The sequence below is a fragment of the Mesorhizobium sp. ESP-6-2 genome, assembly GCF_020164675.1.
Lineage (GTDB): Bacteria > Pseudomonadota > Alphaproteobacteria > Rhizobiales > Rhizobiaceae > Mesorhizobium.
This window is the reverse complement of the sequence record NZ_JAIUGT010000013.1, coordinates 1-26,884: the sequence shown is the minus strand read 5'-3', so window position 1 is coordinate 26,884 and position 26,884 is coordinate 1. Positions and strand designations below refer to the sequence as shown.

General features: G+C 60.4%; 24 protein-coding genes and 2 pseudogenes. 16 read left to right on the top strand and 10 right to left on the bottom strand.

Annotated features, from left to right (window positions below; translation table 11 throughout):
* The first annotated feature begins 378 nt into the window (after nucleotides 1-378).
* The 14 genes and pseudogenes from cyoA (at nucleotide 379) to LB532_RS30165 (ending at nucleotide 12,455) form a co-directional block, all read left to right on the top strand.
* Complete coding sequence (gene cyoA / locus LB532_RS27270; protein WP_140641801.1) at nucleotides 379-1,326, top strand: ubiquinol oxidase subunit II; 948 nt, start codon at nucleotides 379-381, stop codon at nucleotides 1,324-1,326.
* Nucleotides 1,327-1,429: 103 nt separating this feature from the next.
* Nucleotides 1,430-2,105: pseudogene (cyoC, locus tag LB532_RS27265) on the top strand (cytochrome o ubiquinol oxidase subunit III).
* Nucleotides 2,106-2,110: 5 nt separating this feature from the next.
* Nucleotides 2,111-2,511 (top strand): annotated as a pseudogene (cyoD, locus tag LB532_RS27260) (cytochrome o ubiquinol oxidase subunit IV).
* Between the two features lie 263 nt (nucleotides 2,512-2,774).
* Complete coding sequence (locus LB532_RS27255; protein ID WP_224557473.1) at nucleotides 2,775-3,653, top strand: GlcG/HbpS family heme-binding protein; 879 nt, start codon at nucleotides 2,775-2,777, stop codon at nucleotides 3,651-3,653.
* Nucleotides 3,654-3,775: 122 nt separating this feature from the next.
* Nucleotides 3,776-5,536 (top strand): methanol/ethanol family PQQ-dependent dehydrogenase, encoded by a 1,761-nt coding sequence (locus LB532_RS27250; RefSeq protein ID WP_224557472.1) that lies wholly within the window; start codon nucleotides 3,776-3,778, stop codon nucleotides 5,534-5,536.
* 58 nt (nucleotides 5,537-5,594) lie between these two features.
* Nucleotides 5,595-6,386 (top strand): substrate-binding domain-containing protein, encoded by a 792-nt coding sequence (locus LB532_RS27245; RefSeq protein WP_224557471.1) that lies wholly within the window; start codon nucleotides 5,595-5,597, stop codon nucleotides 6,384-6,386.
* A complete protein-coding gene (locus tag LB532_RS27240; RefSeq protein WP_140641797.1) occupies nucleotides 6,383-6,916 on the top strand; it encodes a c-type cytochrome in 534 nt (177 codons plus the stop codon). The genes LB532_RS27245 and LB532_RS27240 overlap by 4 nt, the downstream gene beginning before the upstream one ends.
* On the top strand, nucleotides 6,913-7,926 hold the full coding sequence (gene coxB / locus LB532_RS27235) for a cytochrome c oxidase subunit II (protein WP_140641795.1): 1,014 nt from the start codon (nucleotides 6,913-6,915) through the stop codon (nucleotides 7,924-7,926). Before LB532_RS27240 ends, coxB begins: the two co-directional genes overlap by 4 nt.
* Nucleotides 7,923-9,893, top strand: a complete 1,971-nt coding sequence (gene ctaD, locus LB532_RS27230) for a cytochrome c oxidase subunit I (RefSeq protein WP_140641793.1) — start codon at nucleotides 7,923-7,925, stop codon at nucleotides 9,891-9,893. The genes coxB and ctaD overlap by 4 nt, the downstream gene beginning before the upstream one ends.
* Nucleotides 9,890-10,495 (top strand): heme-copper oxidase subunit III, encoded by a 606-nt coding sequence (locus tag LB532_RS27225; protein WP_140641791.1) that lies wholly within the window; start codon nucleotides 9,890-9,892, stop codon nucleotides 10,493-10,495. Before ctaD ends, LB532_RS27225 begins: the two co-directional genes overlap by 4 nt.
* Nucleotide 10,496: 1 nt before the next feature.
* A complete protein-coding gene (locus tag LB532_RS27220; RefSeq protein WP_140641789.1) occupies nucleotides 10,497-10,838 on the top strand; it encodes a hypothetical protein in 342 nt (113 codons plus the stop codon).
* Nucleotides 10,835-11,713 carry a cytochrome c oxidase assembly protein gene (locus tag LB532_RS27215; RefSeq protein ID WP_140641787.1) on the top strand — a complete coding sequence of 293 codons (879 nt, stop codon included), beginning with the start codon at nucleotides 10,835-10,837 and terminating at the stop codon, nucleotides 11,711-11,713. Before LB532_RS27220 ends, LB532_RS27215 begins: the two co-directional genes overlap by 4 nt.
* Entirely contained in the window at nucleotides 11,694-12,101 is a 408-nt protein-coding gene (locus tag LB532_RS27210) for a c-type cytochrome (RefSeq protein ID WP_140641785.1), read from the top strand. The genes LB532_RS27215 and LB532_RS27210 overlap by 20 nt, the downstream gene beginning before the upstream one ends.
* A gap of 228 nt (nucleotides 12,102-12,329) precedes the next feature.
* Nucleotides 12,330-12,455 carry a hypothetical protein gene (locus LB532_RS30165; protein ID WP_263487607.1) on the top strand — a complete coding sequence of 42 codons (126 nt, stop codon included), beginning with the start codon at nucleotides 12,330-12,332 and terminating at the stop codon, nucleotides 12,453-12,455.
* Nucleotides 12,456-12,701: 246 nt separating this feature from the next.
* On the opposite strand, the gene LB532_RS27205 is transcribed toward LB532_RS30165, so the two are convergent.
* A complete protein-coding gene (locus LB532_RS27205; protein ID WP_140641783.1) occupies nucleotides 12,702-13,691 on the bottom strand; it encodes an NAD-dependent epimerase/dehydratase family protein in 990 nt (329 codons plus the stop codon).
* Between the two features lie 552 nt (nucleotides 13,692-14,243).
* Here LB532_RS27205 and LB532_RS27200 point away from each other — a divergent pair.
* On the top strand, nucleotides 14,244-15,119 hold the full coding sequence (locus LB532_RS27200; protein WP_140517471.1) for an ABC transporter permease: 876 nt from the start codon (nucleotides 14,244-14,246) through the stop codon (nucleotides 15,117-15,119).
* Nucleotides 15,120-15,122: 3 nt separating this feature from the next.
* Nucleotides 15,123-16,352 carry an ABC transporter ATP-binding protein gene (locus tag LB532_RS27195; RefSeq protein ID WP_140641781.1) on the top strand — a complete coding sequence of 410 codons (1,230 nt, stop codon included), beginning with the start codon at nucleotides 15,123-15,125 and terminating at the stop codon, nucleotides 16,350-16,352.
* A 4-nt stretch (nucleotides 16,353-16,356) separates the two neighbouring features.
* On the opposite strand, the gene LB532_RS27190 is transcribed toward LB532_RS27195, so the two are convergent.
* From LB532_RS27190 to LB532_RS27150, 9 genes are read right to left on the bottom strand one after another with little or no spacing between them, the layout of a single operon-like run.
* Nucleotides 16,357-17,295, bottom strand: a complete 939-nt coding sequence (locus LB532_RS27190; protein ID WP_181169440.1) for a glycosyltransferase family 2 protein — start codon at nucleotides 17,293-17,295, stop codon at nucleotides 16,357-16,359.
* Nucleotides 17,292-18,170, bottom strand: a complete 879-nt coding sequence (locus tag LB532_RS27185; protein WP_140641777.1) for a glycosyltransferase family 2 protein — start codon at nucleotides 18,168-18,170, stop codon at nucleotides 17,292-17,294. The genes LB532_RS27190 and LB532_RS27185 overlap by 4 nt, the downstream gene beginning before the upstream one ends.
* Nucleotides 18,163-19,161 (bottom strand): polysaccharide deacetylase family protein, encoded by a 999-nt coding sequence (locus tag LB532_RS27180; protein WP_140641775.1) that lies wholly within the window; start codon nucleotides 19,159-19,161, stop codon nucleotides 18,163-18,165. The genes LB532_RS27185 and LB532_RS27180 overlap by 8 nt, the downstream gene beginning before the upstream one ends.
* Nucleotides 19,158-20,720, bottom strand: a complete 1,563-nt coding sequence (locus tag LB532_RS27175; protein ID WP_140641773.1) for a glycosyltransferase — start codon at nucleotides 20,718-20,720, stop codon at nucleotides 19,158-19,160. The genes LB532_RS27180 and LB532_RS27175 overlap by 4 nt, the downstream gene beginning before the upstream one ends.
* Nucleotides 20,717-21,811: an NAD-dependent epimerase/dehydratase family protein gene (locus LB532_RS27170; protein WP_181169439.1), complete on the bottom strand. Its 1,095-nt coding sequence runs from the start codon at nucleotides 21,809-21,811 to the stop codon at nucleotides 20,717-20,719. The genes LB532_RS27175 and LB532_RS27170 overlap by 4 nt, the downstream gene beginning before the upstream one ends.
* Nucleotides 21,808-22,911 carry a Gfo/Idh/MocA family protein gene (locus tag LB532_RS27165; RefSeq protein WP_181169438.1) on the bottom strand — a complete coding sequence of 368 codons (1,104 nt, stop codon included), beginning with the start codon at nucleotides 22,909-22,911 and terminating at the stop codon, nucleotides 21,808-21,810. Before LB532_RS27165 ends, LB532_RS27170 begins: the two co-directional genes overlap by 4 nt.
* Nucleotides 22,895-23,887: a glycosyltransferase family 2 protein gene (locus LB532_RS27160; RefSeq protein WP_140641768.1), complete on the bottom strand. Its 993-nt coding sequence runs from the start codon at nucleotides 23,885-23,887 to the stop codon at nucleotides 22,895-22,897. The genes LB532_RS27165 and LB532_RS27160 overlap by 17 nt, the downstream gene beginning before the upstream one ends.
* Entirely contained in the window at nucleotides 23,884-24,900 is a 1,017-nt protein-coding gene (locus LB532_RS27155) for a glycosyltransferase family 2 protein (RefSeq protein ID WP_140641766.1), read from the bottom strand. The genes LB532_RS27160 and LB532_RS27155 overlap by 4 nt, the downstream gene beginning before the upstream one ends.
* Entirely contained in the window at nucleotides 24,897-26,042 is a 1,146-nt protein-coding gene (locus tag LB532_RS27150) for a glycosyltransferase family 2 protein (RefSeq protein WP_181169437.1), read from the bottom strand. The genes LB532_RS27155 and LB532_RS27150 overlap by 4 nt, the downstream gene beginning before the upstream one ends.
* Between the last annotated feature and the right edge of the window lie 842 nt (nucleotides 26,043-26,884).

Here is a 26,884-nt window from a genome sequence, read left to right as displayed (position 1 = left end):
CGCCCGAGGTTGGGTTGCATCTTGTAGGGCTCGCGTTCGCCGTAGCACCGGCGGTACCGCCGAGTTGGACATTTGCTGACCGTTTCCGCAAGGAGAAGCATCCAGCCTGCAGCACGTTAGGCGCAGTCTCTTTCGCGAAATGTCGAGGCGAATTGCGTGGCCGACAAGGCAGGCCGACCACACGGCCCCCAGCTTGCCGTAACGCTGACGTAGAACAAGTTAAAAGCGGAGCGTGGGGCGCGCGAGACGCTCCGTCATCATCTCGATGCAGCGCTCTTCGCCGTTGGAGACAAAAGCGCGCCTTTGCGGAACAGCAGCCCGCGCCTCAGTTATGCAGGTACTCATCCCGGGGACGGCGGCTGGCTATGATGTTTTCCAGTGTCACACCGTTGTAATCGAGGCCTATCGTTTCTCTGGATTTTCGCAGCGGTAACCCTGTCGGGTTGCGCCGGAGGCGTGCTCGACCCGCAGGGACCGGTCGGCGCGGGGAACCGTACGATCCTCCTGAACTCACTGGCCGTGATGCTGGTCATCGTCATTCCGACGCTGGTCGCGTTGCTTGCCTTCGCCTGGATATTCCGTGCCTCGAACCGCAGGGCTCAGTACGATCCAGAGTTCACCTATTCCGGCCGGATCGAGCTCATCGTCTGGTCGATTCCGACGCTGACCATCCTCTTCCTCGGTGGCTTGATCTATTATGGATCGTACCATCTTGATCCTCGCAAGCCGATCGACTCCAGCCGGCCGCCACTCGAAATCCAGGTGGTGGCGCTAGACTGGAAGTGGCTGTTCCTCTATCCCGATCAAGGTGTCGGAACGGTCAACCAGCTGGTTATTCCAACCGGCATGCCGGTGCGTTTCAGACTGACCTCGGCCAGCGTCATGAACACCTTCTTCGTGCCCCAGCTCGGCAGCATGGTCTATGCCATGAACGGCATGCAGACCGGGGTCAACCTGCAGGCTGATCGCGAGGGCGAGTACTTCGGCCTGTCGGCGCATTTCAGTGGCGATGGCTTTTCGGACATGAATTTCCGTGTCAGGGCAGTTTCGGCTGACGCCTTCGCCAGTTGGGCCTCCTCCTTGCATGGCGGAGGCGGCGTGCTCAACGCCAGCGCCTATCGCCAGCTTGCCAGGCAAAGCATCAACGCGCCGGCATCCTCGTTCGGCCATGTGCAGCCGGGCTTGTTCGATGCGGTCGTGCGCCAGACGCTGCCTCCAGGGCCGGGACCTGCTGCAACCGCCGCCGGAGAGCCGCAGGTGAGGCCAAAAGCTGAACCCAAGGCGGGAGCGCCGCCCATGGTTCACCAGCACGATGAAGGAGGATGACGATGCTCGGCAAGCTCGACTGGTCGGCCGTTCCCTTTGACCAGCCTATTCCGCTCGGCGCGGCCCTGATCGTCTTCCTGGCCGCCGCCGCCGAGCGTGTGGCATGAGCGACATCCCCGCCGGCACCGCAACGCGCGATCCCTACCGGCTGGGTCGCACCGCAGGGCAAGGCCACCATCTGTTCTCGGCGACCGGCCACGGCGAGGGTGGCCCGGCCTCGAAGTTCGTCACGGTTGCCTACGGCTTTTGGATCTTCCTGTTGTCGGACATCATAATGTTCTCGGCTTTCTTCGCCGCGTATGCCGTCCTGTCCAATTCGGCGGCGGGCGGGCCAACCGGCAAGGAGCTGTTTGAGTTGACGCGCGTCGCCGCACAGACGGCGCTGCTGCTCACCTCGAGCTTCACCGGCGGCCTTGCGATGCTCGCGACCCACCGCCGGTCAATGGCCGCCACCCAGTTCTGGTTGCTGGTGACCGGCCTGCTTGGTGCAGCCTTCCTGTTCCTGGAGGTGCAGGAATTCGCGGCCATGGTGAATGAGCAGGCGGGCCCATCACGTAGCGCCTTCCTGTCCGCGTTCTTCGCCCTTGTGGGCTGCCACGGAACTCATGTTGGACTTGGCCTGCTTTGGCTCGGCACCATGATGGCGCAGCTCTGGATAAAAGGCTTTCGTCCCGACATATTGCGCCGGCTTCACTGCTTCAGCCTGTTCTGGCACGCGCTCGACATCATCTGGATCGCCATCTTCACCCCTGGTCTATCTGCTGGGAGCGTCATCATGAGCGAAATGGACAGCCGGAACGAGGACATGCTTGACCGCCGCGATTCCGCGCCAGGCGAAGAACGCAGCGAGGAACACGAGGTGGCGGGAGGCCTTTCCGGCTATCTGCTGGGCTTTGGCCTGGCAATCCTGTTGTCAGTGGCGTCCTTCATTGCGGCACAAACCGATCTAATTTACCAGCCAGCCGTGATCTCGGCCCTGACGGTGCTTGCCATCGCACAAATGGGGTCCATCTCGTCTTCTTCCTGCACCTGACGACAGGACCTGACAACACCAACAACGTGCTCGCGCTCGCTTTCGGTGTGCTGATCGTGACCTTGGTCGTTTTGGGCTCGGTGTGGATCATGAACCATCTCAGCCAGAACATGGGAACGATGGATGCGCATCAGGCTCACATGATGCCATGATGTGGTTCCAGGTCTGTGGCCTGGGCGCAAAACCGCCTGTCCATCGGTTCGGTTATCTTGCGCATAGCGTCCGCACTTTCAGGCGTCGAAAATCCATAGGTGCGGAGAGCCGTGAGGAACTGGTCGAGCTGTTTGGCCCGGCAATGTCTGTATCGGCCCGCTGACGGTCGGCGGCAGCCTGAGCTGCTGCCCGTGGTCGCAACGTCTGTGCCTTCCATCATAATTTCAGGAACTAGGAACATAGGGGCCTCGTCCGAGTTCCATTGAAAGTGTGGGAACATAGCTCAGTTTGCCAGGGGATTCCTTGCTCTGTGAGCGCTCCCACTTTCCACATTGTGTTTCAACGAATGCTCCGGATCATGGGTCGCCCACAGCTTTCCTCCCTGGCTTTCAGCCTCCTGGTACTCGTTAATTGTGCATTGCTGCAAAGCAGGGCCTGGGCACAGCTACCCTGCCCCGCCGACCACGCCAAGCTCCTGGCTGCCCTCAAGGCAAACGTCAAAGCAAGCGGAGGCCCTGCCAATGGCGGCTTCGAGACCAATGAATGGGCGGCGATCGTTACGCGTGACGGGACAGTTTGCGCCGTTGCTTTCAGCGGCCCCACCAGCGACGCGCAGTGGCCCGGCAGCCGGCTGATCGCAGCCGAAAAGGCAAGCACGGCCAACGGGCTCAGCGTTGCCCAGATGGCTCTCTCGACGGCGAACCTATATGCTTCTGTTCAGCCGGGTGGCCCCTTGTTCGGCTTGCAGCTTACCAATCCTGTCAACCAGGCAGCCGCTTATGCCGGCGACAGCAAGACCTTTGGAAGTGCGAGCGATCCGCTGATTGGCAAGCCGATCGGCGGCGTCGTGGCATTTGGCGGCGGCCTCGCTCTCTACGACGGCAAAACGATTGTCGGCGGGCTTGGCATCAGCGGCGACTCCTCCTGCGCCGATCACAATGTCGCTTGGCGCCTGCGTGCAGACCTGGGCCTGGACAAGGTTCCGGCGGGCGTCAACCCCAACGCCAAGGACGCCATTGTCTACGATCTCGATCCTGGCGGAAAGAGCGCCTCCGGCTGGGGTCATCCGTTGTGCGCGGGAACCGAGGCGGACGTCGCAGCGGAACTCGGCGCCGGAGTGGGAGGTTCGATCCGCAAATGAGGGGACCTCTGAAAGTGGCGGGGGAATACGCATCTACGACACCAGACGGTCGAGGAGCGGAAAAGGGCCGCAGTTTCGACTTTAGGCCGTTGAAGTGGCTGGTACTGGCCGCAGGCTGCTCATTGCTGAACGCCACGGCCGCGCAGTCCGCGGCGACACCCGCCATCGCACCGCCCGCCGCGGCCGCGCCACCCGATGACGGCCAATGGACAATGCCGGCTAAGAATTATGCCTCGACGCGCTACAGCGAATTGGCGGACATCAACGAGGACAATGTCAAGAACCTTCAAGTTGCCTTCACTTTTTCGACCGGAGTGAACAAGGGTCAGGAAGCGGCGCCACTCGTCGTCGGGAACACGATGTATATCGTGACGCCTTTTCCAAACATCGTCTACGCGCTCGATCTTTCCAAGCCGGGCGCGCCGATGAAATGGAAATATGAGCCAAATCCTGAACCTGCCGCGCAGGGCGTTGCCTGCTGCGACGTCGTCAACCGCGGCGCGGTCTTCGCCGACGGGCGCCTCTTCTTCAACACGCTGGATGGTCACACGATCGCGCTGGATGCCGCCACTGGCCAACCGGTGTGGAACGCACATGTCGGCAACATCAACATCGGCGAGACCATAACCATGGCGCCGCTTGTGGTGAAGGGCAAAGTGCTGGTCGGCAATTCCGGTGGCGAGATGGGTGTGCGCGGCTGGGTCAAGGCGCTGGACGCGGGCGACGGACATGTCGTCTGGACGGCGTACGGCACCGGACCGGACAAGGACGTGCTGATCGGGCCGGATTTCAAGCCGCATTACGACATGGACAAGGGCAAGGACCTTGGCGTGACCACATGGCCGCCGGAAGCCTGGAAGATCGGCGGCGGCAACATGTGGGGCTGGATCTCTTACGATCCGGACCTCAACTTGATCTATCACGGGACCGGCAATCCAGGGCCGTGGAATCCGGACCTTCGGCCCGGCGACAACAAATGGACCTCCGGGATTTTCGCGCGCGATCCCGATACCGGAGCCGCGAAATGGTTCTACCAATGGAGCCCGCACGACCTGCACGACTACGACGGCATCAACGAGCAGATCCTGCTCGATATGAATTGGCAGGGTAAGCCGCGCAAAGTGCTCGTCCGCCCGGAGCGCAACGGCTATCTCTACATTCTGGATCGGACCACCGGGGAAGTCCTGTCGGCGACACCCTATGGGGCCGTCAATTCCAGCAAGGGCGTCGATCTGAAAACCGGGCGCCTGATCGAAAACCCGGACAAGAAAACCGGCACCGGCAGGGTGATCCGGGATATCTGCCCGACAGCATCCGGGCTCAAGGATTGGCAGCCATCTGCGTTCTCGCCGAAGACAGGACTGCTCTACATCCCACACAACAATCTGTGCATGGACGAAGAGGGCCTCGAGGTGAACTACATCGCCGGCACCCCCTATGTCGGCATGAATGTGCGCATGATCCCGGGCCCGGGTGGCAACCGCGGTGCCTTCACCGCCTGGGACATCGCGGCCGCAAAGCCAGCTTGGAGCCTGAAAGAAAATTTTCCGGTGTGGAGTGGCGCGGTCGCCACCGCCGGCAATGTCGTGTTCTACGGCACAATGGAGGGCTGGTTCAAAGCTGTGAGTGCGAGGACGGGAGAATTGCTTTGGCAGTTCAAGACATCGTCCGGGATCATCGGCCAGCCGGTCACCTATCGCGGCCCCGACGGTCACCAATATGTCGCGATCCTTTCGGGCGTCGGCGGTTGGGCCGGCGCGATCGTATCGGGCGACCTCGACTCGCGCGACGCTACCGCCGCGCTCGGCTTCGTCAACGCGATGAAAGACCTGAAGAACGCGACCACGGCGGGAGGCACGCTCTATGTGTTCCGGCTCCCCTGATGCTTTCGAGTTGAAGGCAGTTCGAAGACGCGAGGCGAACGGAGGTCTGGTAGCCGCGGTGGTAGCGTTTGCCTCGCTGCTCTTCGCGGTTGCCGCCGACGCCCGCGAACTCAAGGTGTGTGCCGACCCTAACAACATGCCGTTTTCCAACGCCGCTGGACAGGGCTTCGAAAACAAGATTGCCCAGATCATCGCCAAAGAACTGGATGCAAGACTTTCCTATACCTGGTGGGCCCAACGCCGCGGTTTCGTTCGCAACACGCTCAAGGCAGGCCTGTGCGATCTCATACCTGGCACCCCCGCCAATCTCGAAATGCTCCGCGCCACCACTCCCTATTACCGCTCGACCTATGTCTTCGTGACGCGGCGGGACAGTCCCGAGATCACGTCTTTCAACGATCCACGCCTGCGCACTCTGCGCATCGGCGTGCAGCTCATCGGCGATGACGGCGCTAATTCCCCACCGGTCCAGGCACTCGGCCGCCGCGGCATTGTCGGTCATCTCGTCGGCTATCCAGTCTATGGCGACTATTCGGCTCCCAACCCGCCCGCGCGCATTGTCGAGGCGGTGGCCAGCGGCGAGATCGATGTTGCCGTCGTCTGGGGCCCGCTCGCTGGTTATTTCGCCGCCAAGCAGAAGACACCGCTGCGCATCACGCCCGTGACACCTCGAATCGACGGGCCTCAATTGCCAATGGTCTACGACATCTCCATGGGCGTCCGACGCGGGGACGACGCGCTACACGACGAAGTGGATGCAGCCCTTGCCAAGCACAAGGCTGAGATCGACGCGACCCTGGCCCGATACGGTGTGCCGCGCCTTGATACCGGCGGGAGCGCGGCGCGATGAAGCGGAGCCTCACCGTGCTATTGTCGACGATGCTCGCCCTTGCCGCTTGCCAGCGGGAAGAGCGCGACACACGTCCGCAATCGGCCCTTGGGTCCGGCCAACAGCCAACGCCGGTGACTGCGCTGGAGCCAGGCGGCCAAAGGCCGCTCCCGAGCGACAACAAGGCGGCCAGCTTCGAGGCCAACGCCTTTCATCTCAGCGAGGGCAAGCGCCTGTTCAGCTGGTTCAATTGCTCGGGGTGCCATGCCAATGGCGGCGGCGGCATGGGACCGGCGCTGATGGATGAGAAGTGGATTTACGGCAGCTCGATCGAGAGTATCCACGCAACGATCCGGGACGGGCGGCCTAACGGCATGCCGAGCTTCCGAAACAAGATACCCGATGATCAGATTTGGGAGCTTGCAGCCTTCGTACGTTCGCTGAGCGGCAACGCGCCCTCCTCCGCCGCACCGCAGCGTAACGACGACATGATGGTCCATCCGTCGGAAAATCGCCTCCCCGATGCCGCGACGCTGGGGAAATCACCGTGAAACGCTTTTTTCCCAAAGCGTGTTGCGCAGCCGCTCTCCTGGCGCTTTCAGGTTGCAGCGGCTGGCAGTCCGCTCTCGATCCGAAAGGCCCCGCCGCGGGCGAGCTCGCCTGGCTGATCTGGTTTTTCACTGCATTATGCGCGGCCGTGTGGATGCTGGTGATGGTCGTGTTGGTCGCCACCCTGTTCCGGCGAGTTCGAACAGGAAACGATCCGCTCGTGCTCGACCTCGCTTCCGAACATCGCAAAATGCGCGTGGTCTTGACTGCGGTTGGGGTGACTGCGGCGATCCTAATTGGGCTGACCCTGTTGAGCTTCTTCGCCAACAGAACCCTTGCCGGGGTCGGCTCGGACGAGGCGCTGACGGTCCGCGTGACCGGCCACCAATGGTGGTGGGAAGTGCGCTACGAGAATGCTCAGCCAAGCCGCATCCTGACGACGGCGAACGAGATCCACATTCCAGCCGGCGAGCCGGTTCGGCTTCTTTTGACTTCGACAGACGTAATCCACTCCTTCTGGGTGCCGAGCCTTGCGGGCAAGCTCGACCTCATCCCCGGATATGTGAATGTGCTGGACATCAGGGCTGACAAGCCAGGCGTGTATCGTGGTCAATGTGCTGAGTTCTGCGGCGCGCAGCACGCCAATATGGGCACCTTCATCATCGCCGAGCCGCGGCCGCAGTTCGATGCCTGGCTGGACGACCAGTTGCGGCCTGCCGCCGCTCCGACCAATGCCGAAGCCAAGGCCGGCGCGGACCTTTTCCTCCAGCGGCCCTGCGTGATGTGCCACAGGATCGGCGGCACACCCGCAGGCGGCACGGTAGCGCCCGATCTCACCCACATAGCCAGCCGGCAAACTCTTGCAGCCGGAACGCTGATGATGAGCCGCGGCAATCTCGCCGCTTGGATCGCAGACCCGCAAGGCATCAAGCCCGGCTCCCACATGCCTGTGACGGCTCTAAACGGCGACGAGCTCAATGCCATTATTGTCTACCTCGAGGGGCTGAAATGACCAGCGCCGACCTGACGAGCGGACGCGACCTGCGGGCGGAAGCCCAAGCAAAGGGCGATCTCGCTCCCGAGCATGACGGACCGCGCGATACCGGCATGGAGGAAGCCGATCTCCAGCGGTGGCTGGAGCGCACCTGGCGTACGCCGCCCGGCATCATCGGCGCGCTGTCCAGCGTCGATCACAAGGTGATCGCCAGGCGCTATCTGATCACTGCCTTTATCTTTCTGTGTCTGGGCGGGCTCAACGCAGTAGCTATGCGTGTTCAGCTCTCGGGACCACAGCGTGGGCTGATCGGGCCGGACCTCTACAACCAGCTGTTTACCATGCACGGCGTCACGATGATGTTCCTGTTCGCGGTACCGATCGTACAGGCGACCGGCATTTATCTGGTGCCGCTGATGGTCGGCACCCGCAACATCGCGTTTCCGCGGCTGAATGCGTTCAGTTACTGGGTCTATGTCTCGGGCGGCCTGTTCGCCTGGGTGTCTTTCGCTCTCAACATGGCGCCGGACGTCGGCTGGTTCGCCTATGTGCCGCTGTCCGGTCCCGAATTCGCCCCTGGCAAGCGCGCCGACGTCTGGGCGCAGATGATTACCTATACCGAAGTGTCTTCACTGGCTGTGGCGGTGGCGACGATCGTCACGATCCTGAAGCAGCGTGCTCCCGGCATGTCGCTGGACAAGATCCCACTATACGTCTGGGCGATGCTGGTCACCTCCTTTGTCATCGTCTTCGCAATGCCGGCGGTGATGATCACCTCGACATTCCTGATCCTCGACAGGCTGGTCGGCACACACATCTTCAACCCGGCCGAAGGCGGTGATGCCTTGCTGTTCCAGCATCTGTTCTGGTTCTTCGGTCACCCCGAGGTCTACATCATCTTCCTGCCGGCGACCGGCATGGTCTCCTCGATCATCCCGGCTTTCGCCCGGCGACCGGTGTTCGGCCATCTCGGCATGGTTCTGTCGTTGATCGCGGTCGGCTTCCTGTCCTTCGGCCTGTGGGTCCACCATATGTTCGCGACAGGCCTGCCCAAGCTCGGCGCCAGCTTCTTCACCGCTTCCAGCATGATGATCGCTATTCCCAACGGGGTACAGATCTTCTGCTGGCTGGCAACGATGTGGGACGGCAGACCGGTGATCCGCACGCCAATGTTGTTCGTGTTCGGCTTCTTCTTCATCTTCGTCATCGGCGGTCTCACCGGCGTCATGCTGGCCTCCGTACCGCTGGATCTGCAGGTGCACGACACCTACTTCGTCGTCGCGCATTTCCACTACGTGCTGATCGGCGGATCGGTATTCCCGCTGCTGGGTGCGGCCTATTTCTGGTTTCCTAAAATCACCGGCCGCATGATGAGCGAGCGCCTGGGGCGCTTGCATTTCTGGCTGGCCTTCATTGGCTTCAACGCTGCCTTTTTCCCGATGCACCTCGTTGGGCTGTGGGGCATGCCGCGACGGGTCTACACCTATCCGGCCGAGCTTGGCTGGGAGAACATCAACCTGTTCATAACAGCAGGCGCGGTGGTCTTCTTCCTGAGTTTCGTCCTGTTCACCGTCAATCTTGTGCATGGCGCGTCGAACGGCGCGGCGGCAGGCAACAATCCCTGGGATGGCGGCACGCTGGAATGGGCAACGCCCTCGCCGCCGCCGAGCTATAATTTCGCGCGCATTCCGGTCGTCACCAACGCGGAGCCACTCTGGGCCGAGCGCGACGCCCTCCCTGTAGCGACCGGGCTTCGCGTCGACGCGCGCGAGCTGCTGGTCTCGACAGTCGCCGAAGCCCATCCCGACATCCGCGAGAAATCGGCGACACCGTCGATCTGGCCGCTGTTTGCGGCGCTCGCCGTAGGCGGCACGTTTCTCTATTCGATATTCACCCCCTGGGCGATCGTGTGGGGCGCCCTGCCAATCGCGGTCACCTTGATCGGTTGGTTCTGGCCAAAAGGTGATCCGGAGGACGAGGAATGAACGAGCGTCCCGTCACAGATGTTTCCGGCCTCCCCACCTTTGGACATGGTCCGCGCAGCCCGACCTGGTGGGGCACGCTCGCCTTCATGGCTCTGGAGGGCACCGGCTTTGCGCTCACCGCAGCCGCCTATCTCTACCTGGCGCTCTCTTGGCCTGAATGGCCGTTGAGTGCACCGCAGCCGAACCATTGGCCAGGAACGATCGTCACGCTGCTGCTGATCGCCAGCCTGGTGCCGAACCACATCCTCGATCGCTATGCCAAGCAATGCGCCATCGTGCCGGTGCGGATCGGACTGGTTATCATGTCGCTGCTCGGGCTCGCCCCGCTCCTTGTGCGCTGGTTCGAGTTTCCGGCTTTGAACGTTTACTGGGATACGAACGCCTACGGCTCGATGCTTTGGGTGCTGCTCGGGCTCCACACCACGCATCTGATAACAGATGTCGGCGATACGATCGTGCTGACGGTGCTGATGTTCACGCGCCATGGCCATAGCGGGCGACGCTTCGGCGACGTCGGCGACAATGTTTTCTATTGGGATTTCGTGGTCGCAACCTGGCTTCCGATCTATCTGCTGATCTATTGGGTACCGAGGCTCGGCTGACATGCGCGCGGTGCGGTTGGGAACTTCCTGGGGTGGGCTTTTGTCGGGCCCGTTGGCTTGGGCGGTCTCGACGCAACTGAACTACTCGCTGGTTCCCTGGCAATGCAATCACCAGGTGCCGGTCGTGCTTCCCTTAGCGTTGCTGCTCGCCTTGTTCTCGCTTATGGGCGGTGCTCTGTCCTGGCAGGCAAAGCGGCAAGGCGGCGCCGCTTTCAAACCAGAGCGCACGCGCGGCACAGAGCATTTCGTCGCCAGTCTCGGCATGCTGGCGGCTCTGCTGTTTGCACTCGTCATCATCATGCAGGGAAGCGCCGCGCTCATCCTGGACGAGTGTCTGCGATGAACCTGGACGCGTTCTTCTCCACCTCGATCTGTTATGGCTCCGGCGCGCCCGAGTCCGGATGGACACTTGCGCTTCCCATCACGGTCCCGCTGACGGCCGTCGCGCTCATCTACATGGCCGGTGCGATGCGGCTGTGGCGCCGCAGCACTCGCGGCCGTCCGCTACGGATGCGTCAGGCGCTGCTGTTTGCCGCCGGCTGGAGCGTACTGACGGCAGCGTTGGTCAGTCCGATCCATGCTCTCGGCGAGCGGCTGTTTGTCGCGCACATGATCGAGCACGAGTTGCTCATGGCGGTGGCGGCGCCGCTGCTGGTCACTGCCTGCCCCGCCCCTGCTCTGCTGTGGGCATTTCCCGTAACGTTTCGGCGTGCCCTGGGCATGGTTGGGCATGGCAAATCGCTGCGAGCGCTCTGGACCTTTGCGAGCCGGCCTGTCACCGCAACGATTGTTCACGGGATCGCGATATGGGTGTGGCACATTCCGGTCCTGTTTGAGGCAGCGCTCGAGCATGGCGTGCTGCATTATGCGCAACATGCAAGCTTCCTCGGCACCGGCCTGCTCTTCTGGTGGGCGTTGCTGCCGCGCCAAGGCCAACAGCAGGCCTATGGAAGTGCCGTGATGCATCTTTTCTTCACCTCCCTGCACACCGGCCTGCTCGGCGTCCTGCTTCTTCTATCGCCGAAGCTCTGGTACCCGGAGAATGCTGCCGGGGCGGCGGTGTGGAATTTAAGCCCGATCGAGGACCAGCAGCTTGCCGGGCTCGTCATGTGGGTCCCGGCCGGCCTTATCTATGGCGGGGCAGCGCTATTGCTGGCCGGCCTCTGGATAACGACGAGCGGAACCAGGAAGGTCGCGCATGCGCCTTGGCCCATCTAAATTGATCATCGCCGTGTGCATTCTTCTGTTCGTCGCGGGCGGCGCACTCGCATTGTGGGCCGACCGAGCCCGTCGGGTGCAGCAAGAGGCGGACGCCGCTACAGGCGGCGTCGGCGCACGTGCGATACCGATCATGCTGGCGAATGGCTGCGCCGGCTGCCACACCATCACCGGTGTACCCGGGGCGGTAGGCCACGTCGGCCCGCGCCTGGACGCCAGTCTATCTGACAGGATCTATGTTGGCGGCGTGCTGGCTAACAATCCGGAGAACATGATCCGCTGGATACGGTCAGCAAGGGACATCAATCCGCACACCGCCATGCCCTCCACCGGCATCACCGAGCAGCAAGCGCGTGACATCGCCGCCTATCTCTATGCTTTGAGATAGACCGCCGCCTCGGCGGGACCACGGGCTGCGCCCAGGACCATAGCCGACGACGGGGGAACAAAGCTGCCCGATTATGGTTTGGACAGCAGCCGGCGCAGTACAAATTCAAGTCCGCCGTGCTGCTGGGTCATAAGCCCCAGCCAAGAGCTCGCTTCCCCCTCCCTCAAGAGCGGGCTCTTTCCTTGTGGATCGGATGCGGAGCGATCAGGGGGCGTGGACCGAGGCGACATGAAGCAACTTCTGTCAGATCTCGCCGCAATGGCCGAACCCGGCTTCTGGATCGCCTTGGGGCTTTTAGCCCTGCCTTACTTCGTGGGAGTAATCTTCCTGATCAAGGCATGCCACTGCCTCTGATCGCCCAGCCTTCCGGTCGTACGGGCCTTATCACCTGCCAGCGCAAGGTGTGACCATCACGAACTGGGATCGTCGCCGAGGCCATCCGCGCCGCTCGAACACCCATAAGGTTGCCGACCACGCGTTGGAGGAGTTGCTGGGGAAGCATGCATTGCCGCGGGCGGAGCCTTCCGCACTCGAAGGAACCGGATTGCGGCGAGCACATTTCTCCCCTTTTCGGTCACATTTTATCGGGGCGGATCCCACTCACACCGATGCGGCAACCACCGAGTCCGAGGACACACTGGACAAGTCGTTCTGTTGCTGGCGGCGAAACCAATCCAGGGTGAGGCGCACACCCTCTTCAAGAGGTATTTGACAGGCCCAGCCGGGGATGATCCTCCGCGCTAGAGTTAAGTCCGGACAGCGGTTCGTCGGATCTTGGGGGATCGGATCAACATGCACGATTTTGGTGCCTGGCACCAAGCCAGCGACGTAACGGGCAACATCGACAACGGAAATCTCACGATCGTTTCCGATGTTCAGGGGACCAATATAACCATGCTCCTCCCCCCAGAAGAATTGTTCTAGGCCGTCCACGATATCGCTGACGTATCCCCAACTCCGCGACTGCAAGCCGTCGCCAAAAACGATTATAGGTTTGCCGAACAGCGCATTCGTGATGAAATTTGATACTGCGCGTCCATCGTCAGGTCGTGTCCTAGGTCCGTAGACGTTGAACAATCTTGCAACTCGAATGTCGAGCCCGCTCAATCGGTTACTCTCAAAAAGCAGGGCCTCGGCGCAACGCTTACCTTCGTCATACGATGAACGCGGCCCCGTGCAATCAACGGAGCCCCTATAAGTTTCCGGTTGCGGTGTTACCAGCGGATCGCCGTAAACCTCAGACGTGGACGTGAAACAGAAGCGGCCCCCGGCGCGAAGAAGGGTCAGAAGCCGCATAGTTCCTATTACGTTGGCCGAGATGGTTCGTACCGGATCTTGCATATACCAGGGAGGCGAAGCAGGCGAGGCGAGATGATAGATCTCGTCAAAAAGGCTCCCCTGCTGAAAATCTTCAACAGCCACATCTACCACGACCAAGCGAGGGTCGGCGATATGATCCAGATTGGCACGCGTACCAGTCCAGAAATTGTCAACAGCAACAATTCGATTGATTTCTTGCCTTAACAACAGTCGATCAACCAGGTGGGACCCGATGAACCCGGCTGCTCCCGCGACAAGAACACTTTTCATTTCCGACCCAAAGCTTTGCAGCTTGCTCAGGAGCTATGAACGCTGACTCATCAAGCCGTCTGAATTGCCAATGAGATGTCACTCCCTCCACGCAATGATAGTTCGCGCAACGCGCATCGCCCGAACAACCCAAATCCGCGCAAATAGTACCACCCCATTGGACAATGGCACATCTTAAGGACCCTGTCACCAGCGGTGCAGTGCATACACTACACTGTAAAAACGAAAGATTTCTGTAGCCTGACTATCTTCGATGGGCATAACATCACCACAAGTTCAATGGGGAAATGTATCCTCGACAAACCCAGCACAGGTGGGAGAATAGCGGTAGAAACTCAGACGGCCCGGGCAAGTGTTCGTTCGCATCCGGATCGAACGTAAAGTCCGTGTGCGAGAAATGCCTCCTTCCGGTTGGAGCGGCGCGATCTCGCGCCTCCGGAGGATCTGGTCGAGCATCAAGGGCGGCTGCTATGCGCTCTCGAATGGTGAGGTTCGTGGAACGGCAGGCACCATCAAAAGTGCTGATTGCACTGCGCGGAAATGTAGGCCTCAATGGGGCTGTCAAGGGAGGCGGACGCCATCATCGTGTCGGACCGGACAGGCGCACAATCAGCTGTCGTGACAATCATCGATCCGTCCCGCAAGCGAGGACTGTTCGAACCTTCCGAGCTTTGGCGATATCGGGAAGTTGTGTTCTTCCTGGCCTGGCGTGATTTCAAGGTCAAATACCGGCAGACTTATCTGGGCATCCTTTGGGCAATGCTGCAGCCGCTCGTTGCTATGTCGGTCTTCAGCATCTTCTTCGGCAAGCTCGCAGGCATTTCGTCCAACGGCGCGCCATACCCATTATTTGTTCTGTGTGGGCTTGTGCCATGGAGTTTTTTTTCGCGAGCCGTCGCCAGCATGACGGGCAGCCTCGTCAGAAACCAGGAACTGGTGAAACGCGTCTATTTCCCGCGTCTGATCATTCCTATCTCCACGATGGCCTCATGCCTGACCGATATGCTCGTCGGCTTTGCTCTTTTGTTCGCCGCCATGCTGGCATTCGGAAGCTGGCCGGCACCACAAGCAGTCTTCTTGCCGCTGTTCGTGCTCGTGATGGCTGCGTCAGCGACTGGAGTGGGCGTGGCATTGTCGGCGATCAACGTTCGCTTTCGCGATGTGGGCTATCTCTTGCCGTTCAGCCTTCAGATACTTCTGTTCATGACCCCGATCGTCTATCCAGCCAATCTCGTCCCTCAATTGTGGCGGCCGCTCTATAGTCTGAACCCAATGGTTGGGACAGTCGAAGCCATCCGCTGGAGCGTACTGGGCACACCTGCGGACTGGCTCATGATCTCGATATCAACGCTCTCCTCGTTGGCCCTTCTCGTTGCCGGACTGACTATCTTCTCAAAATCCGAACGCGCGTTTCCGGACCTGATCTGAGTGATGACCGACATTGTGATTCAGGCTGCCAATCTCTCCAAGGCGTATAGACTTGGTGTAGCGAACAACAGCTTCCCCACGCTGCGAGACGCGCTCGCCAGCAAAAGGCGGGGCCTTCGCGGGGAGGCCGATACAAGCCACCGCAAAGGTGCGGACGAGCCGTTCTGGGCGTTAAAAAACGTCTCCTTCGAGGTGCACGCAGGCGAAGTCCTTGCCGTGATCGGCCCCAACGGTGCAGGAAAGAGCACCATTCTCAAGATATTGGCGAAGATCGTGGAGCCGACTTCCGGCCGCGCGACGATACGTGGACGGCTGGGAGCTTTGCTGGAGGTCGGCACGGGGTTCCATGCCGAACTGACCGGCCGTGAGAACATTTATCTCAACGGGGCCATACTCGGCATGCGGCGCATTGAGATCAATTCCAAGCTTGACGAGATCGTGGATTTCTCCGGGGTCGAGCCGTTTCTCGATACGCCTGTCAAACGATACTCAAGCGGCATGTACTTGCGTCTGGCCTTCGCGATTGCCGCCCACGTCAATCCCGACATTCTGGTCGTCGATGAGGTCTTGGCCGTCGGGGATGCCACGTTCCAGAAGAAATGCATTGCCAAGGCAGCGAGCATCGCCGGGACAGGCCGCACCGTGCTGATCGTCAGTCACCAGATGCCGGTTCTACAGCGACTTTGCACCCGCGCAATCCTTGTCGACGGCGGGATGATCCAGGCGGACGGCCCGACTCAGGACGTGGTCCGGGGTTATCTCCAGACGCTTGAGGCACGCGCAGGAACCGATCTGAGTGTGCGGTCCACGCGCACCGGGCGCGGCCGCCTCCGTGTGGTCGGCATCGAAGTCTTCAATGAAATGGGTCCCGTCGCGTCCGGGCAGCCGGCAACTTTTCGGCTTCAGGTTGATGGGCCGCGCGAAACATTGCAGTGCCTTGTGACTATCATCGATGATCTCGGGGATCCTGTGACCTCCTTTGATAGCCGGGAGCATTCCCTGCATGACCGTCAGGGCGAAGTCTACACGGTACATGTGGACAGCCTAATGCTGAGACCAGGGCGCTACAGGATTGACGTAGCGCTGGTGGCGGACGACAGGGTGGTCGAAGACCATGTCGAGACGGCCGCTGTGTTCGATGTCATGCCCGGTTTGCTCGACGATCGACCGGTCAGCGCCCAGCCTGGCTTTGGCAATGTCAGCTTCCCGCATCGATGGGTGGTCAGGAAGTGACGCCTCACCTGGCCACGTGCGCAAGCTGTCGCCGAACCCTGCGCCGCTGCTTTGCTGTCCACATCATGATCTTCAGGGCAAGCCGTTCGGCTTTGCTTCCGATCGTTGCAGGCGTGACATAGGGCGCGCGTGCCAGCCGCAGCGCCAATTGGAGGCGGAAATCCCGCGTTCCACTTTCCATCACATGCTCCGCGATCCAGTCCAGAAAAGCGGCGCGGGCGGGGTGTTTCCCCATCCGGTCGTAGAGCCCTCGCTCAGTGGCCCTCGCCGAGGCCGAACTGGAATGCTGCCGGTAACATGCGAGAGTTACAGGAGTAACAAAGGCTGGGAATCGCAGGAATAGCTTCGCCCACAGAGCCTGGTCTTCATAGAGATCAAAGTGCTCCTCAAAGCCCCCAACCGTGCTAATCGCGCTTCTCCGCAAGAGCACGGAACAGGTGCACGGAACGTGGCCGTCCTGCATCAGCAGAAGCCGCCCCAGAAGCCTGGGGGGCTGATGCAAGCGTGCGGCAAGTCCGTCCGTCGGCTCGATCCAGTCGGAGCGCGCTCCATCCGGGTACCACCATTTGGTCGGCCCGAAAATCATTGCGGCATCCGGGTTTGCATCGGCTGCCGCCAGGACCGTCTGCAGCATATGCGGCTCATACAAATCATCTGCATCCAGGAAGGCGAGCAAATCGCCGCAGCCGGCCGCTATTCCGGCGTTTCTCGCTGCCGCGGCGCCACGCTTGGATCCGGGCGGCCTGCGCAGCACCTTAATTCGGGGATCGGTTGCCGCGGCATCATTGGCGATCCTGACACTGTCGTCCGTCGAAGTGTCGTCGACCAGCAAGAGCTCCCAATCCGCAACCGTCTGGGCCCGGACGCTGGCGATCGCTTCGCCCAGATTTGATTCCGCGTTGAGGAAGGGGGTTATGATTGTCACCCGCGGCAGGGAAGTCATCGCGGCAGCCGTCTGCTGATACTTCGCTTGCTCATCTTCCAGGTCTCGCGCGCGAGCACTTTCCAGATTGCGGAACGAATGCGGAGGGAGGCGCCCTGATCCACCATCACCCCATTCAGCCATTTGAGAAACGTGATACGCGCGGCTTCGTCAGTGCCTGCCCTGGCAGAAGCAGCAGAGCAGCTTTCGACGTGCTGGCGGTATCTCGCCCAAGTCTGGCCGGACACGTAGACGGGTGCAAATGCGAGCGCCTTCGCAAAGAATGTCTGGTCTTCGAACATCAGGCGAAAACTGTTCTCGAATCCCCCGAGGGTTGCGAACAAGCTTGAACGCATCAGGGCATTGCAAGTAGTCGGCGTCTGGGCCTGGTTCTGCAGCAGCAGCTCCAGCAGCACGGGCGGATCGTATCGGGCGTTTGGTTCGACTCCGAGCGGGTAATAGTAGTCCGCACGGCCAGCAACCGCTTCCCAGCTATGCCAGATCAGCGTCCGGCCGTAGATCATGCCGAGCGCCGGATCGCTTTCCATGATGGAGACTTGTTCGGACAGCTTTTCGGGCAGCCATGTATCGTCTGCATCAAGAAACGCGACATAGACGCCCCGCGCCTCGGCCAGCCCACGGTTGCGCGACGCGCTAATACCATGATTGCCATTGTCGGGATGAGAGAGTAGTCGCACCTTGCCTGGCAAGCGCTGCTCATAGTCGCGCACGATGACAGATGAACGGTCCCTCGAGCCATCGTCGACCACGAGGAGTTCCCAGTCGGTGAAGCTTTGACCGACAACGCTGTCAATAGCTTCCCGGAGATATCTCTCACCGTTGAACACGACGATGACTGCCGTGACGCGCGGTTCTCCGCATGCATGGTCAGCCATGGCATAGCACCGTACGCCGGAACTCTATCTCACCCCAATCAGCGACCGTGACCCGCGGCAGTCGGAAGGGGTCGACCCTGGGCCCAGCTTCACGCGGCAGGGTGGTTACTGCATAGTCCATGCCAGCAGATCTTACCGCTTTGGCGGTGCTGTCGTCGAAGTCTCCGAAGGGGTATGCGAATCCCGCCACCCTCCGCCCTGTGATCTCTTCGCATTGTTGGCGGCTAGCGGAGATCTCGCGTTCAAGATTGTCCCGTTTCAGCAACGGCAGGGACGGATGCGTGCAGGTGTGGGCACCGATCGAAACGCCATCGGTGTCGGCGAGATGCCGCAGCTCCGAATGAGTCATGGCGCGATCACGCGTTCGGGGGCTGGCGTCGGTTCCTGCCCATCTTGCCAGCTGCTGCAGCGCCCTCTTCCGTTCGTGTACTCTCAACGGCTTCAGCAGTGCGTGTAAGCCGAAATGGAGCGCCGTGCGACTGATGGCGAGATTCGATTTCGCGCGCGTGGCGTCCTCCGTCACGAGCCAATCATAGTTTCGGCCTGCGATCTGGATCGCCAGCCTCTCCGGGAGAGCAGGCGTCTCCAAAGTAATGCGCGACAGAATATCCCACCAGAACACTGAGGGATCGGTGAGCGCGTGGGTGGTGACGAAGACAGTCACAGGAGCGTTCATGCGTAGCATGATCGGCACGGCATTTTGCACGACATCCGCATAACCGTCGTCAAAGGTGACTGCCGCGGCATTTCTCGGTGGCTTTCCGTCCCGAAGCCGTTGTGCCAGCCATTGCAGGGGAACGATATCGCGCGCCTTTGCCAGGGTTTCGATTTGGCGCGCGAAATTTTGTGGCGAGACCGAGAGTTCCCAAGGATCGACGAGCGGTTCTCCGACGCGGTGATACATCAGCACGAGCGGCCGATTGTAACCAGCAAGCAATCGGCCCCGTCGCAGGAGCTTGCTGAGAGTTTGACGCACCGTCACGCCGCTCATCGCCTGAAAGCGCGCGCGGCGACAATCACCGGACAACAGGGGTCATGCACATCGAGCATTGCCGAATTCAGCTCATGTTCTGCCAAGCCATAGAGAAATCCGGTAGCCGAATAGGCGTTTCCATAGTGGCAGACTTCGACATTCTCCACCCCGAACCTCTCTGAGAGAAGCCGGCCCAGCGCCGCCGGGGTTATCGACCAGAACCAGCTCTCGCCCCATTCACCTCGGTCAATCGGGCTTACCCAAGGCACCGTGACCAGGAGCACGCCTCCCGGTTTCAGCATCCGCCATAGGGTTGCAACCGCAGCAGGGAGATCGAAAAGGAGGTGCAGGGTCTGGGTGAGCACGATGCAGTCAAATGTTTCGGACGGCAGATCGTCGCCGTTGGCCAGATCGCCCACCAAGGTCGTCAACGGGTGACCTTCATATCGGTTTAGAACGTCGCTCGTGGCAACCCGACTGCCTCCGAAGCGGGTCGTATAGGCGTTGTCCCCGATCTCCAGAACCCTGCCGGATATGTTCAGCGAACATGATGCGAGGAAAGTCTCGACATAGCGGCGGTCCACTGGCTTCCCGCGATCAAAACCGAAATTTGTACTGAAGGGCAGCGGGCGGCTGAGGTCACCGAACCGGACGCCCGAGCGGCGCCGACTCGACCAGCCCTTGAAACGCTGCAGCAGCATCATGGTGGTCTGCAAGGGCGCTGCGAGCGAAACGGCAATGGTGTTCAGCAGCTGACCGCCGAGCGAGGAACGGGATCGAACCGCTGTACTAAGCTGTCCCAGTTGCATATGCGCATAATAGCGTTTCCAATTTTCGACGCCCTGATGGTAGGCGGCCGTCCAGTCTGGATTGGTGTGCGCAAGGTTCCTCTGCCGGCCAAGGACTTTTAGCGCCGCGCGCAACATCATCGGATTGCTGTTGGACATATTCGTTGCGTGCCTGCGGTAATCTGCGAGACACTCCGGGGTGCATGCGGCCTTGTTTGCCCGGGACAGGCGAAGGTAGACGTCGTAATCCTCGCAAGCCCGTAGGGATCGATCAAATCCGCCAGCGGCCTCCAATGTGCTACGGCGATAGAGCACCGTCGCATGCATTCCAATCAGGTTGCCGGTCAAGAATCCGGCATACGGGTCCTCTCCCACTGGCCTCAGCGGAACTGAATTCCTGACTGCGCCGGTCTCATCGATGTAGCAATAGGCTCCATAGACCAAGGCGCAATCGGGACTGTCATGGAACAAAGCAAGATTGGTGGCGAGCGCCGTCGGGCGCAGCCTGTCATCGGCATCCAGGAACGCGATGAAATCGCCACGTGCTGCCTTCATTCCCGTATTCCGGGCAGCGGCTAAACCCTGGTTTTTTTGGCGGATGTAGTGGACGTCGACATACCGGCGAACGACGTTCTCGGGATTGTCCAACGAACCATCGTCCACAACGATGATTTCATCGGGCCGCACGCTCTGGTTCCGGACACTGTCGATCGCTTCCGCGAGAAATCGAGCATGGTTATAGGTCGTAATGACAACCGAGACACGGGCTACGGCGGGTCTGGCGGTCATCTCTCGCCCACTTGGCTCCGCGCAGTCGGGTAGCCGGCAAAGGTTAGCCATGCGACTGATCGCCGACATGCCTCCTCGAAGCCGACCACCGGTTGGTATCCGAGCTCGCGCTCGGCCTTGGCCGACGGGAGTTTCACCCGACACCGGTGCAACAGCGCACGTTCTTCAGATATCTTGATCTTTGGAGCCGTAGGCGGCCTCTGATTGAGCCCTGACTTCCGCCACTCGGCATAGCCTACCTTTAGTCCGCTGCGAACGGGTCTCGGGAGGCTTCGGACAAGCCGCCGGTATAGGTCGCCATCTCTCAGCCATTGTGTCCAGTTCGGTGCGAATGACAATGGCGCGGAAACCGAAATCGCAGCCAGGTCGAAGCCCAATGCCTCGGCGATCGGGCGGCAAAGATCTGCCCAACTTATCCTTTCGCGGTCCCCGACCAGATAGGTTCGCCCAGCCGCCTCGGGCACTTCGATGGCAAGCTTGATCGCATGAACGACATTGTCGACATAAGCGCTGTTGCAGATGCCATGGCCGCCATCCACCAGATAGGCAGAGCCTTCGAGGAGATCGTTGGCAAAGCCGCCCGTCCAGCTGGAGCGCGGGCCAAAGACAATTCCGGGCCGCAGCACCACCACCTGGATTGCACCGTCCCGTGACAATTCCCCGAGACGACGTTCAGCACGAACCTTGGCATTGTTGTACTCGACCGTCTGGCCGTCGTGCAGCGCGCTCGTTTCGTCCGTTCCGGGCGGCGGCGATTGGCCGTGAACGGATGCGCTACTGAGGTAGACCAGGCGAACGACGCCCGCGGCGGCGGCGGCACGATAGACAGGCTCGACGGCATCGACGATCGTGCGAGTATCACCGGCCACTGCATGAACAACGGACTGACAGCCAACAAGGGCCGCAGTAAGAGCAGGAACGTCATGCGCGTCCGCCACCCTTCCATCGATCGCAAAGCGGGACAGGCTGGCGAAGGCACTCGGCCTGCGAACGATCGGCCTCACCTCTGCCCAGCCGGAAAGATGCAGCAACTCCACGGTACGGCAACCTATGAAGCCGTTGGCGCCAAGCACGGCAACAGTGCCGGTCATTGTCTGGTCTCGGCGGAAGCAATGACGTGGCGAAAGTCTTCTGCTCCGAGCCAAGGCATGTCCAGCCGTTTCCGTCTGGCATAGCATTCCTCGATTTGCTTGAGCACGTTGCGCCCCGCTGTGGCGGACCCGGAAAGGGGGATTCCATTTCGGACCGTGTCGACCAAGTCCGAAATCTGATCGCAGAACGCGTCGACGAAATCGCGCGACCGGTCGTCGGTGTTGGTGAAGGAGGCGGTGGCTGTCGTGCGGCATCCTTTCAAGGCGATCTCTACAAGCTCAGTCTCATTGACTGCCCAAGAAATCGAGCCACGTTCGCCCTCAAGACGGTAAAGGTTCGGACGAGCCCAATCACGGCTCAACCGGACCGTTGCCTCGAAGCCGCCAAAACCTAACCGGACAAGGCAGTTCGCCTCGACGCCGCCCATTGCGTCATCGGCGTAGTGGATTTCATGGGGCTCTCCGAACCACCAGGTCAGGAGGTCGAGGCAGTGCGTGCCTATGTCCTGAAGCACTCCACCGCCGGATTCCGCGCGGCTGAAATAGCTCGTCGAAGCGACAGGCCACTGGAAGGGGCCACCCTCAAAACAACAAACACTTTGGATTTTTCCGATCAATCCGCCCTCGACCATGGCCTTTATCGATCGGGTGGCAGGGAACTGCCTTCTGACGAGGCCTGTTGCCACATGCAGGTTGTTGGCTGCCGCTACCGCGAGGATAAGATCTGCGTCGGAGCTGCTCGTGGCCATCGGCTTCTCGCATAGAACATGCATGCCGGCCCGCAACGCCTGCATCGACTGATCAAGATGGTATCGAGGCGGGGAAGCGATGATCGCCACATCGGCGCCCACAGCCAAAAGGCCGTCGAAACTGGCTGCAACCTTCGCTCCGGGCAGCCTCGCCTGTACGACCGCGGCGGATTTCGCTTCGGGATCAAAGATGCCTGCGACTGCGATCTGGCCTCTGCCTTGAAGGCGCGACAGCGCTTCCGCATAGTAGAGCTTCGTGACGGCGCCACATCCGGCCAAAACGAGACGGACAGGCTCACCTTGCCGCAGGCGTGCCGGCTGCCGTTGCACAGTTTCAATTTGGGCGGACAATCTCGCCTCCCTGCTTCGCAACGAGTCGCAGCATACGTCCAATTGTCTTGAGCGACGGATCGAGTTGGAAGGCTTCACTCATTTGCGCGAGGCATCCAGCCCAATCACCAGAGCCAAGCAGCCGCCGCCCGGTTTCGAGAGCGCTTTGCGAATAGGTCCGCCGAGCCGATGCGGCGACATCGTCCGCGAGTTCGCTTGGAAGATAGCTCTTGAAAATATCAATCGCCATTCGCGTGTAGGCCATGTCCCCGGCAGTCCGGATATGGCGTCCTGTGTTCGATTGCGGGTGCATCCGATAAAGTGCAAGGGCTCGCGGTTCGTACCAGACGGGAAAACGAGAAGCGATGCGTATCCACATCTCCCAGTCTTCGCTGCATTTCAGCCGCCGGTCGAAGCCGCCGAGTTCTTCGTAGACCGCGCGTCGGACCGCGATGGACGGCGTCATGATGCGCTGTTCGAGCGCCAGTCGGACCACCGCATTCTCAAGCCGTCCGGAGATTGACTGCATTGCAGGTTCGATCGACAACTCCTGTCCATGGGCGTCCATGAAGACCGTCCGGCAGAACGCCGCTCCTACTCTCGGGTCCGCATCGAAGCCCCGACCGAGCCATTCGTAGAATTCTGGTCGGACGGCATCGTCGCCGTGCAGGAGATGGACAAGTTCCCCCTGGGCTCGGTTCAGGCAGGTGTGGAAGTTGCCGATATGGCCGAGGTTTTGCGGCTGGCGGAAAAAGCCGACACGCCTTCCCCCGATTTCGTTCACGACTTTTTGCGGATCGTCGGACGAACAATCGTCAACCACTTCGATCTGCATATGAGCCGGGTCAGGGGCTTGCGCGAGCACGCTTTGCAGCGTTGAGGCAAGAAAGCGGGCGCTATTATAGACGGGGATCATCACCGACCACTTCGGACGAACAGCCGCCTGTGGCAAGGACGGGACCGGATCGCGATTCTCGAAGTTGCGGAAAGCCGTCATCTCCCGAGCACCGAGGATTTCAGCAGGAGCAGTGCCAACCGCGCGATATCGCGTTTCGGTACGTTGTTTCCGCCCCTGCCGCTTCGCAGCAATCGCAGGAAGCACGATCTGGCCGACGGCAAGTCACCTTCGTTCAGATACTGCTTCGACCATTCGTAAAAGTAACGGGAACAGCCGCCAAGGGCAAACTGTGCCCCACGGGCATCCATGACATTCGCCATTCGCCGGTAGAATCCCTCGATCGCATCAAACCTGAGCGGGCTTGGCAGCGCCGATACAAGCCCACCCGGGTGCAGACGATAGATACCTGCCACCTCGTCGACAAAAGCGAGGTCTGCTGTCTTTGCGCAATGCACATACAGCGGCCAGTCAGTAATCGGAAAGAAATCTGCATACCACGATGGTACGTCCCGAACGCACGCCGTTCGCATCATACCGCCGCAAGTGGCGAAGGGATTGCCTTCCCAGATCTCCCTTTGCGTGATTAACGGCTTCTGATCCGGTGGCGTCCACCGCCACGACGTGATCTCGTCGCCGTGCGCCACGAGCGCATTGTAAAATATGGCCGAGAGCTCAGGATGCGCGTCAAGATGGGCCACCTGATCTCGCAGCTTGGTCCTGGATGTCCACAGGTCGTCGCCGTCAAGGATCGAGACATAGCGCCCGCGCGCAACCCGGAGTCCTCTCGCAACGACCTCGTTGGATCTCAAATTGCTGCCAGAATAGATCGCCGATAGTCTTTCGGGATAATCGGATACATAGCGCTCAACGATCTCCCGGGTACCGTCCGTCGAAGAATCTTCGCTGATCAGGATCTCAACACCGAATTCCGCGTCTTGCATGAGAACGCTGTCGATCGCTGCCGCTATGTAGCGTGCGTGATTGTAGGTGACAATGAGGACGGTCACACTGACCGTCGGTTCATTCACTGTCCGCTCCAAAGTGCATTCTGCCCCCTGGGCCAAGTTGCCGCCCGATGACGACTGCTCTTTCGACAGCAGCAGCTTCTTCATTCCAAGCCTCGAAGCAGAAACAGGCTGTCTGAGTCGCCGCCCTCCTGGGGCATTGCAAAGGTTCCTCGTTCGGGATGCTGCGCCAAATAGCCTCCGCAGGGTCCAAGTTTGCTGTCCATTACAGCCAGATTGTTGAGCAAGGCGCGGTAATCGGTATTCTCGCCTCGATCGAAAAACTCATCGACAGTGTAGTCCCAGAACGGTTTCCCGATCCCCGAGCTGCGGCCTTCGCGTTCCAGTTTGGTTCCTTGCTTCGCCTTGCGCCGGAAAATGGCAAGCGTCGCACCGGCGACTTTCGCGAACTGCGAGGGCGATCGCCAGAGCACCCTGGCGAAGTTCATGGCGACGGCAGCAAAGCGGCGCCTTTTAAGCCCGAGCCTGGCGATCTCGACATCGTTACGGAACATCACATCCGATAGGATCGGGCTCACCACCTCGGTGCAGCGAGCAAAGAGGCTCTCGAGCACCATCCGACGCGAGATGAGCATTCGGACGAAGTCTTGCGACATAGCCCCTGGCGTTCGGCGGTATCCGACCAAGTGCTCCATGACGACATCGAATCGGTATTTCGAGGCGATACTCAATTGGAGGAAGAAGTCCTCACAACCCTCCGCACCGTTTTCGCGCAGTCGCGAGGAATAGCCACCCATTTCGAGTAAGACATCGCGCCGGAACATTGCCGAACTTCCGTGACCTATAAAGTTCTGTCCGAGATGCTGCATGAATACCCATCCATGCGGGTGCGTGCGCTTAGGCGTAATGATCGCCCTATCATCGGCATCAATCGTCCGGTAAAGCGTATAGACAAGCCCGACATCATTGCCTGCTGCAGCGAAAACACGCAGCTGCTTTTCGAGTTTGGTTGGGTGCCAGAGATCGTCGGCGTCTATGGGCGCTATGTAGATGCCCTTGCTTGCACGTATCCCCGTATTCCGCGCCGACGCGACGCCACTGTTCTTCTGTTGGAGCAACTTGATACGCGGATCGTCATTAGATAGGCGGCGGACGATTGATGCAGTTTCATCGATCGAACCGTCGTCGACGACTATTATTTCGATGTTTCTGTAGGTCTGGTTTATCACGGACGCCAAGGTGCGTTCGATGAATTGTTCTGCGTTGTAGGCGGGGATAATAACGGCCACAAATGCGTGAGTAGGACATTGTGAGTTGCTCGTAGAACAGCTCCCCTTAGTGCGGCCACTTCCCTTCACTGTCACCCGGCCTCTGAGCTCTGCATGTACTGCTAAACGGTCGCTGTCCGGCTCATTAACATTTGGGCCACGCACACTGGACGGCCCCTCGCCCAGCCTTCGGTGGCCGATCCATTCTCTTTGTGCGACAGCCCATAGCGTATTTTCCTTTCGCCCCTGGCGAGCTTGGGGTTCGAAACTCACGCAATAGCCCGCGCCGCCCCCTGACTAAGTGACCCCAAAATGATCGCACCCATGCGTAGAGCCGCCCACGCAGAGTGGCGGATCCGAGAATATCTGCCGTTCCTGCAATCTATGCCCCTGCATGGGTGAGTAGATAGATCGTCAAAAGCGGTATCCGATAAGGAAAATTCGCGACCGTTTCGGGGTGCCCGCGAGAATAAAACGGTCTCTTTGTTGAGCGCGTTCACGAATGTCAGCGAGCCGGGGAACAGAAGCACGAAGGCAAGCAGGGTGACGCCAAGCGGAAGCCGCGGTCCACCCGTGACCATGAAGACGGCGACGAAGGCGGCCGGACCGAACCCGCCAGCTACAAACCCCTGAATTGTCCGCAGCACGATCATTCAACCAAGAAGTCTCTGATTGCTGACAGTCCTTGTTCAGGGGTCCCGCTCCTCGCAGCCAAGCGGTCGTTGCGGTGGATCCGGCTTCGGACCGCTGCCAGTACCAGCCTGCCTTCGCAGCGAATCTACGTCTTACTGCAGCAGCGCCGCCGTCCTGTCGAGCGCGCCGGGAAAGCCCTTCAGCGACAGGGCCAGATTCGTCTCCTTGCC

Bases quoted from the DNA above. Each gene is read 5' to 3' on its own strand.
- LB532_RS27160 (WP_140641768.1), bottom strand. From the start codon at position 23,887: ATGACGGCTTTCCGCAACTTCGAGAATCGCGATCCGGTCCCGTCCTTG.
- ctaD (WP_140641793.1), top strand. From the start codon at position 7,923: ATGACCAGCGCCGACCTGACGAGCGGACGCGACCTGCGGGCGGAAGCC.
- LB532_RS27185 (WP_140641777.1), bottom strand. From the start codon at position 18,170: ATGGCTGACCATGCATGCGGAGAACCGCGCGTCACGGCAGTCATCGTC.
- LB532_RS27240 (WP_140641797.1), top strand. From the start codon at position 6,383: ATGAAGCGGAGCCTCACCGTGCTATTGTCGACGATGCTCGCCCTTGCC.
- LB532_RS27215 (WP_140641787.1), top strand. From the start codon at position 10,835: ATGAACCTGGACGCGTTCTTCTCCACCTCGATCTGTTATGGCTCCGGC.
- LB532_RS27175 (WP_140641773.1), bottom strand. From the start codon at position 20,720: ATGACCGCCAGACCCGCCGTAGCCCGTGTCTCGGTTGTCATTACGACC.
- LB532_RS27225 (WP_140641791.1), top strand. From the start codon at position 9,890: ATGAACGAGCGTCCCGTCACAGATGTTTCCGGCCTCCCCACCTTTGGA.
- LB532_RS27220 (WP_140641789.1), top strand. From the start codon at position 10,497: ATGCGCGCGGTGCGGTTGGGAACTTCCTGGGGTGGGCTTTTGTCGGGC.
- LB532_RS27190 (WP_181169440.1), bottom strand. From the start codon at position 17,295: ATGACTTCCCTGCCGCGGGTGACAATCATAACCCCCTTCCTCAACGCG.
- LB532_RS27180 (WP_140641775.1), bottom strand. From the start codon at position 19,161: ATGAGCGGCGTGACGGTGCGTCAAACTCTCAGCAAGCTCCTGCGACGG.
- LB532_RS30165 (WP_263487607.1), top strand. From the start codon at position 12,330: ATGAAGCAACTTCTGTCAGATCTCGCCGCAATGGCCGAACCCGGCTTC.
- LB532_RS27155 (WP_140641766.1), bottom strand. From the start codon at position 24,900: ATGAAGAAGCTGCTGCTGTCGAAAGAGCAGTCGTCATCGGGCGGCAAC.
- LB532_RS27210 (WP_140641785.1), top strand. From the start codon at position 11,694: ATGCGCCTTGGCCCATCTAAATTGATCATCGCCGTGTGCATTCTTCTG.
- LB532_RS27170 (WP_181169439.1), bottom strand. From the start codon at position 21,811: ATGACCGGCACTGTTGCCGTGCTTGGCGCCAACGGCTTCATAGGTTGC.
- LB532_RS27205 (WP_140641783.1), bottom strand. From the start codon at position 13,691: ATGAAAAGTGTTCTTGTCGCGGGAGCAGCCGGGTTCATCGGGTCCCAC.
- LB532_RS27200 (WP_140517471.1), top strand. From the start codon at position 14,244: ATGGGGCTGTCAAGGGAGGCGGACGCCATCATCGTGTCGGACCGGACA.
- LB532_RS27195 (WP_140641781.1), top strand. From the start codon at position 15,123: ATGACCGACATTGTGATTCAGGCTGCCAATCTCTCCAAGGCGTATAGA.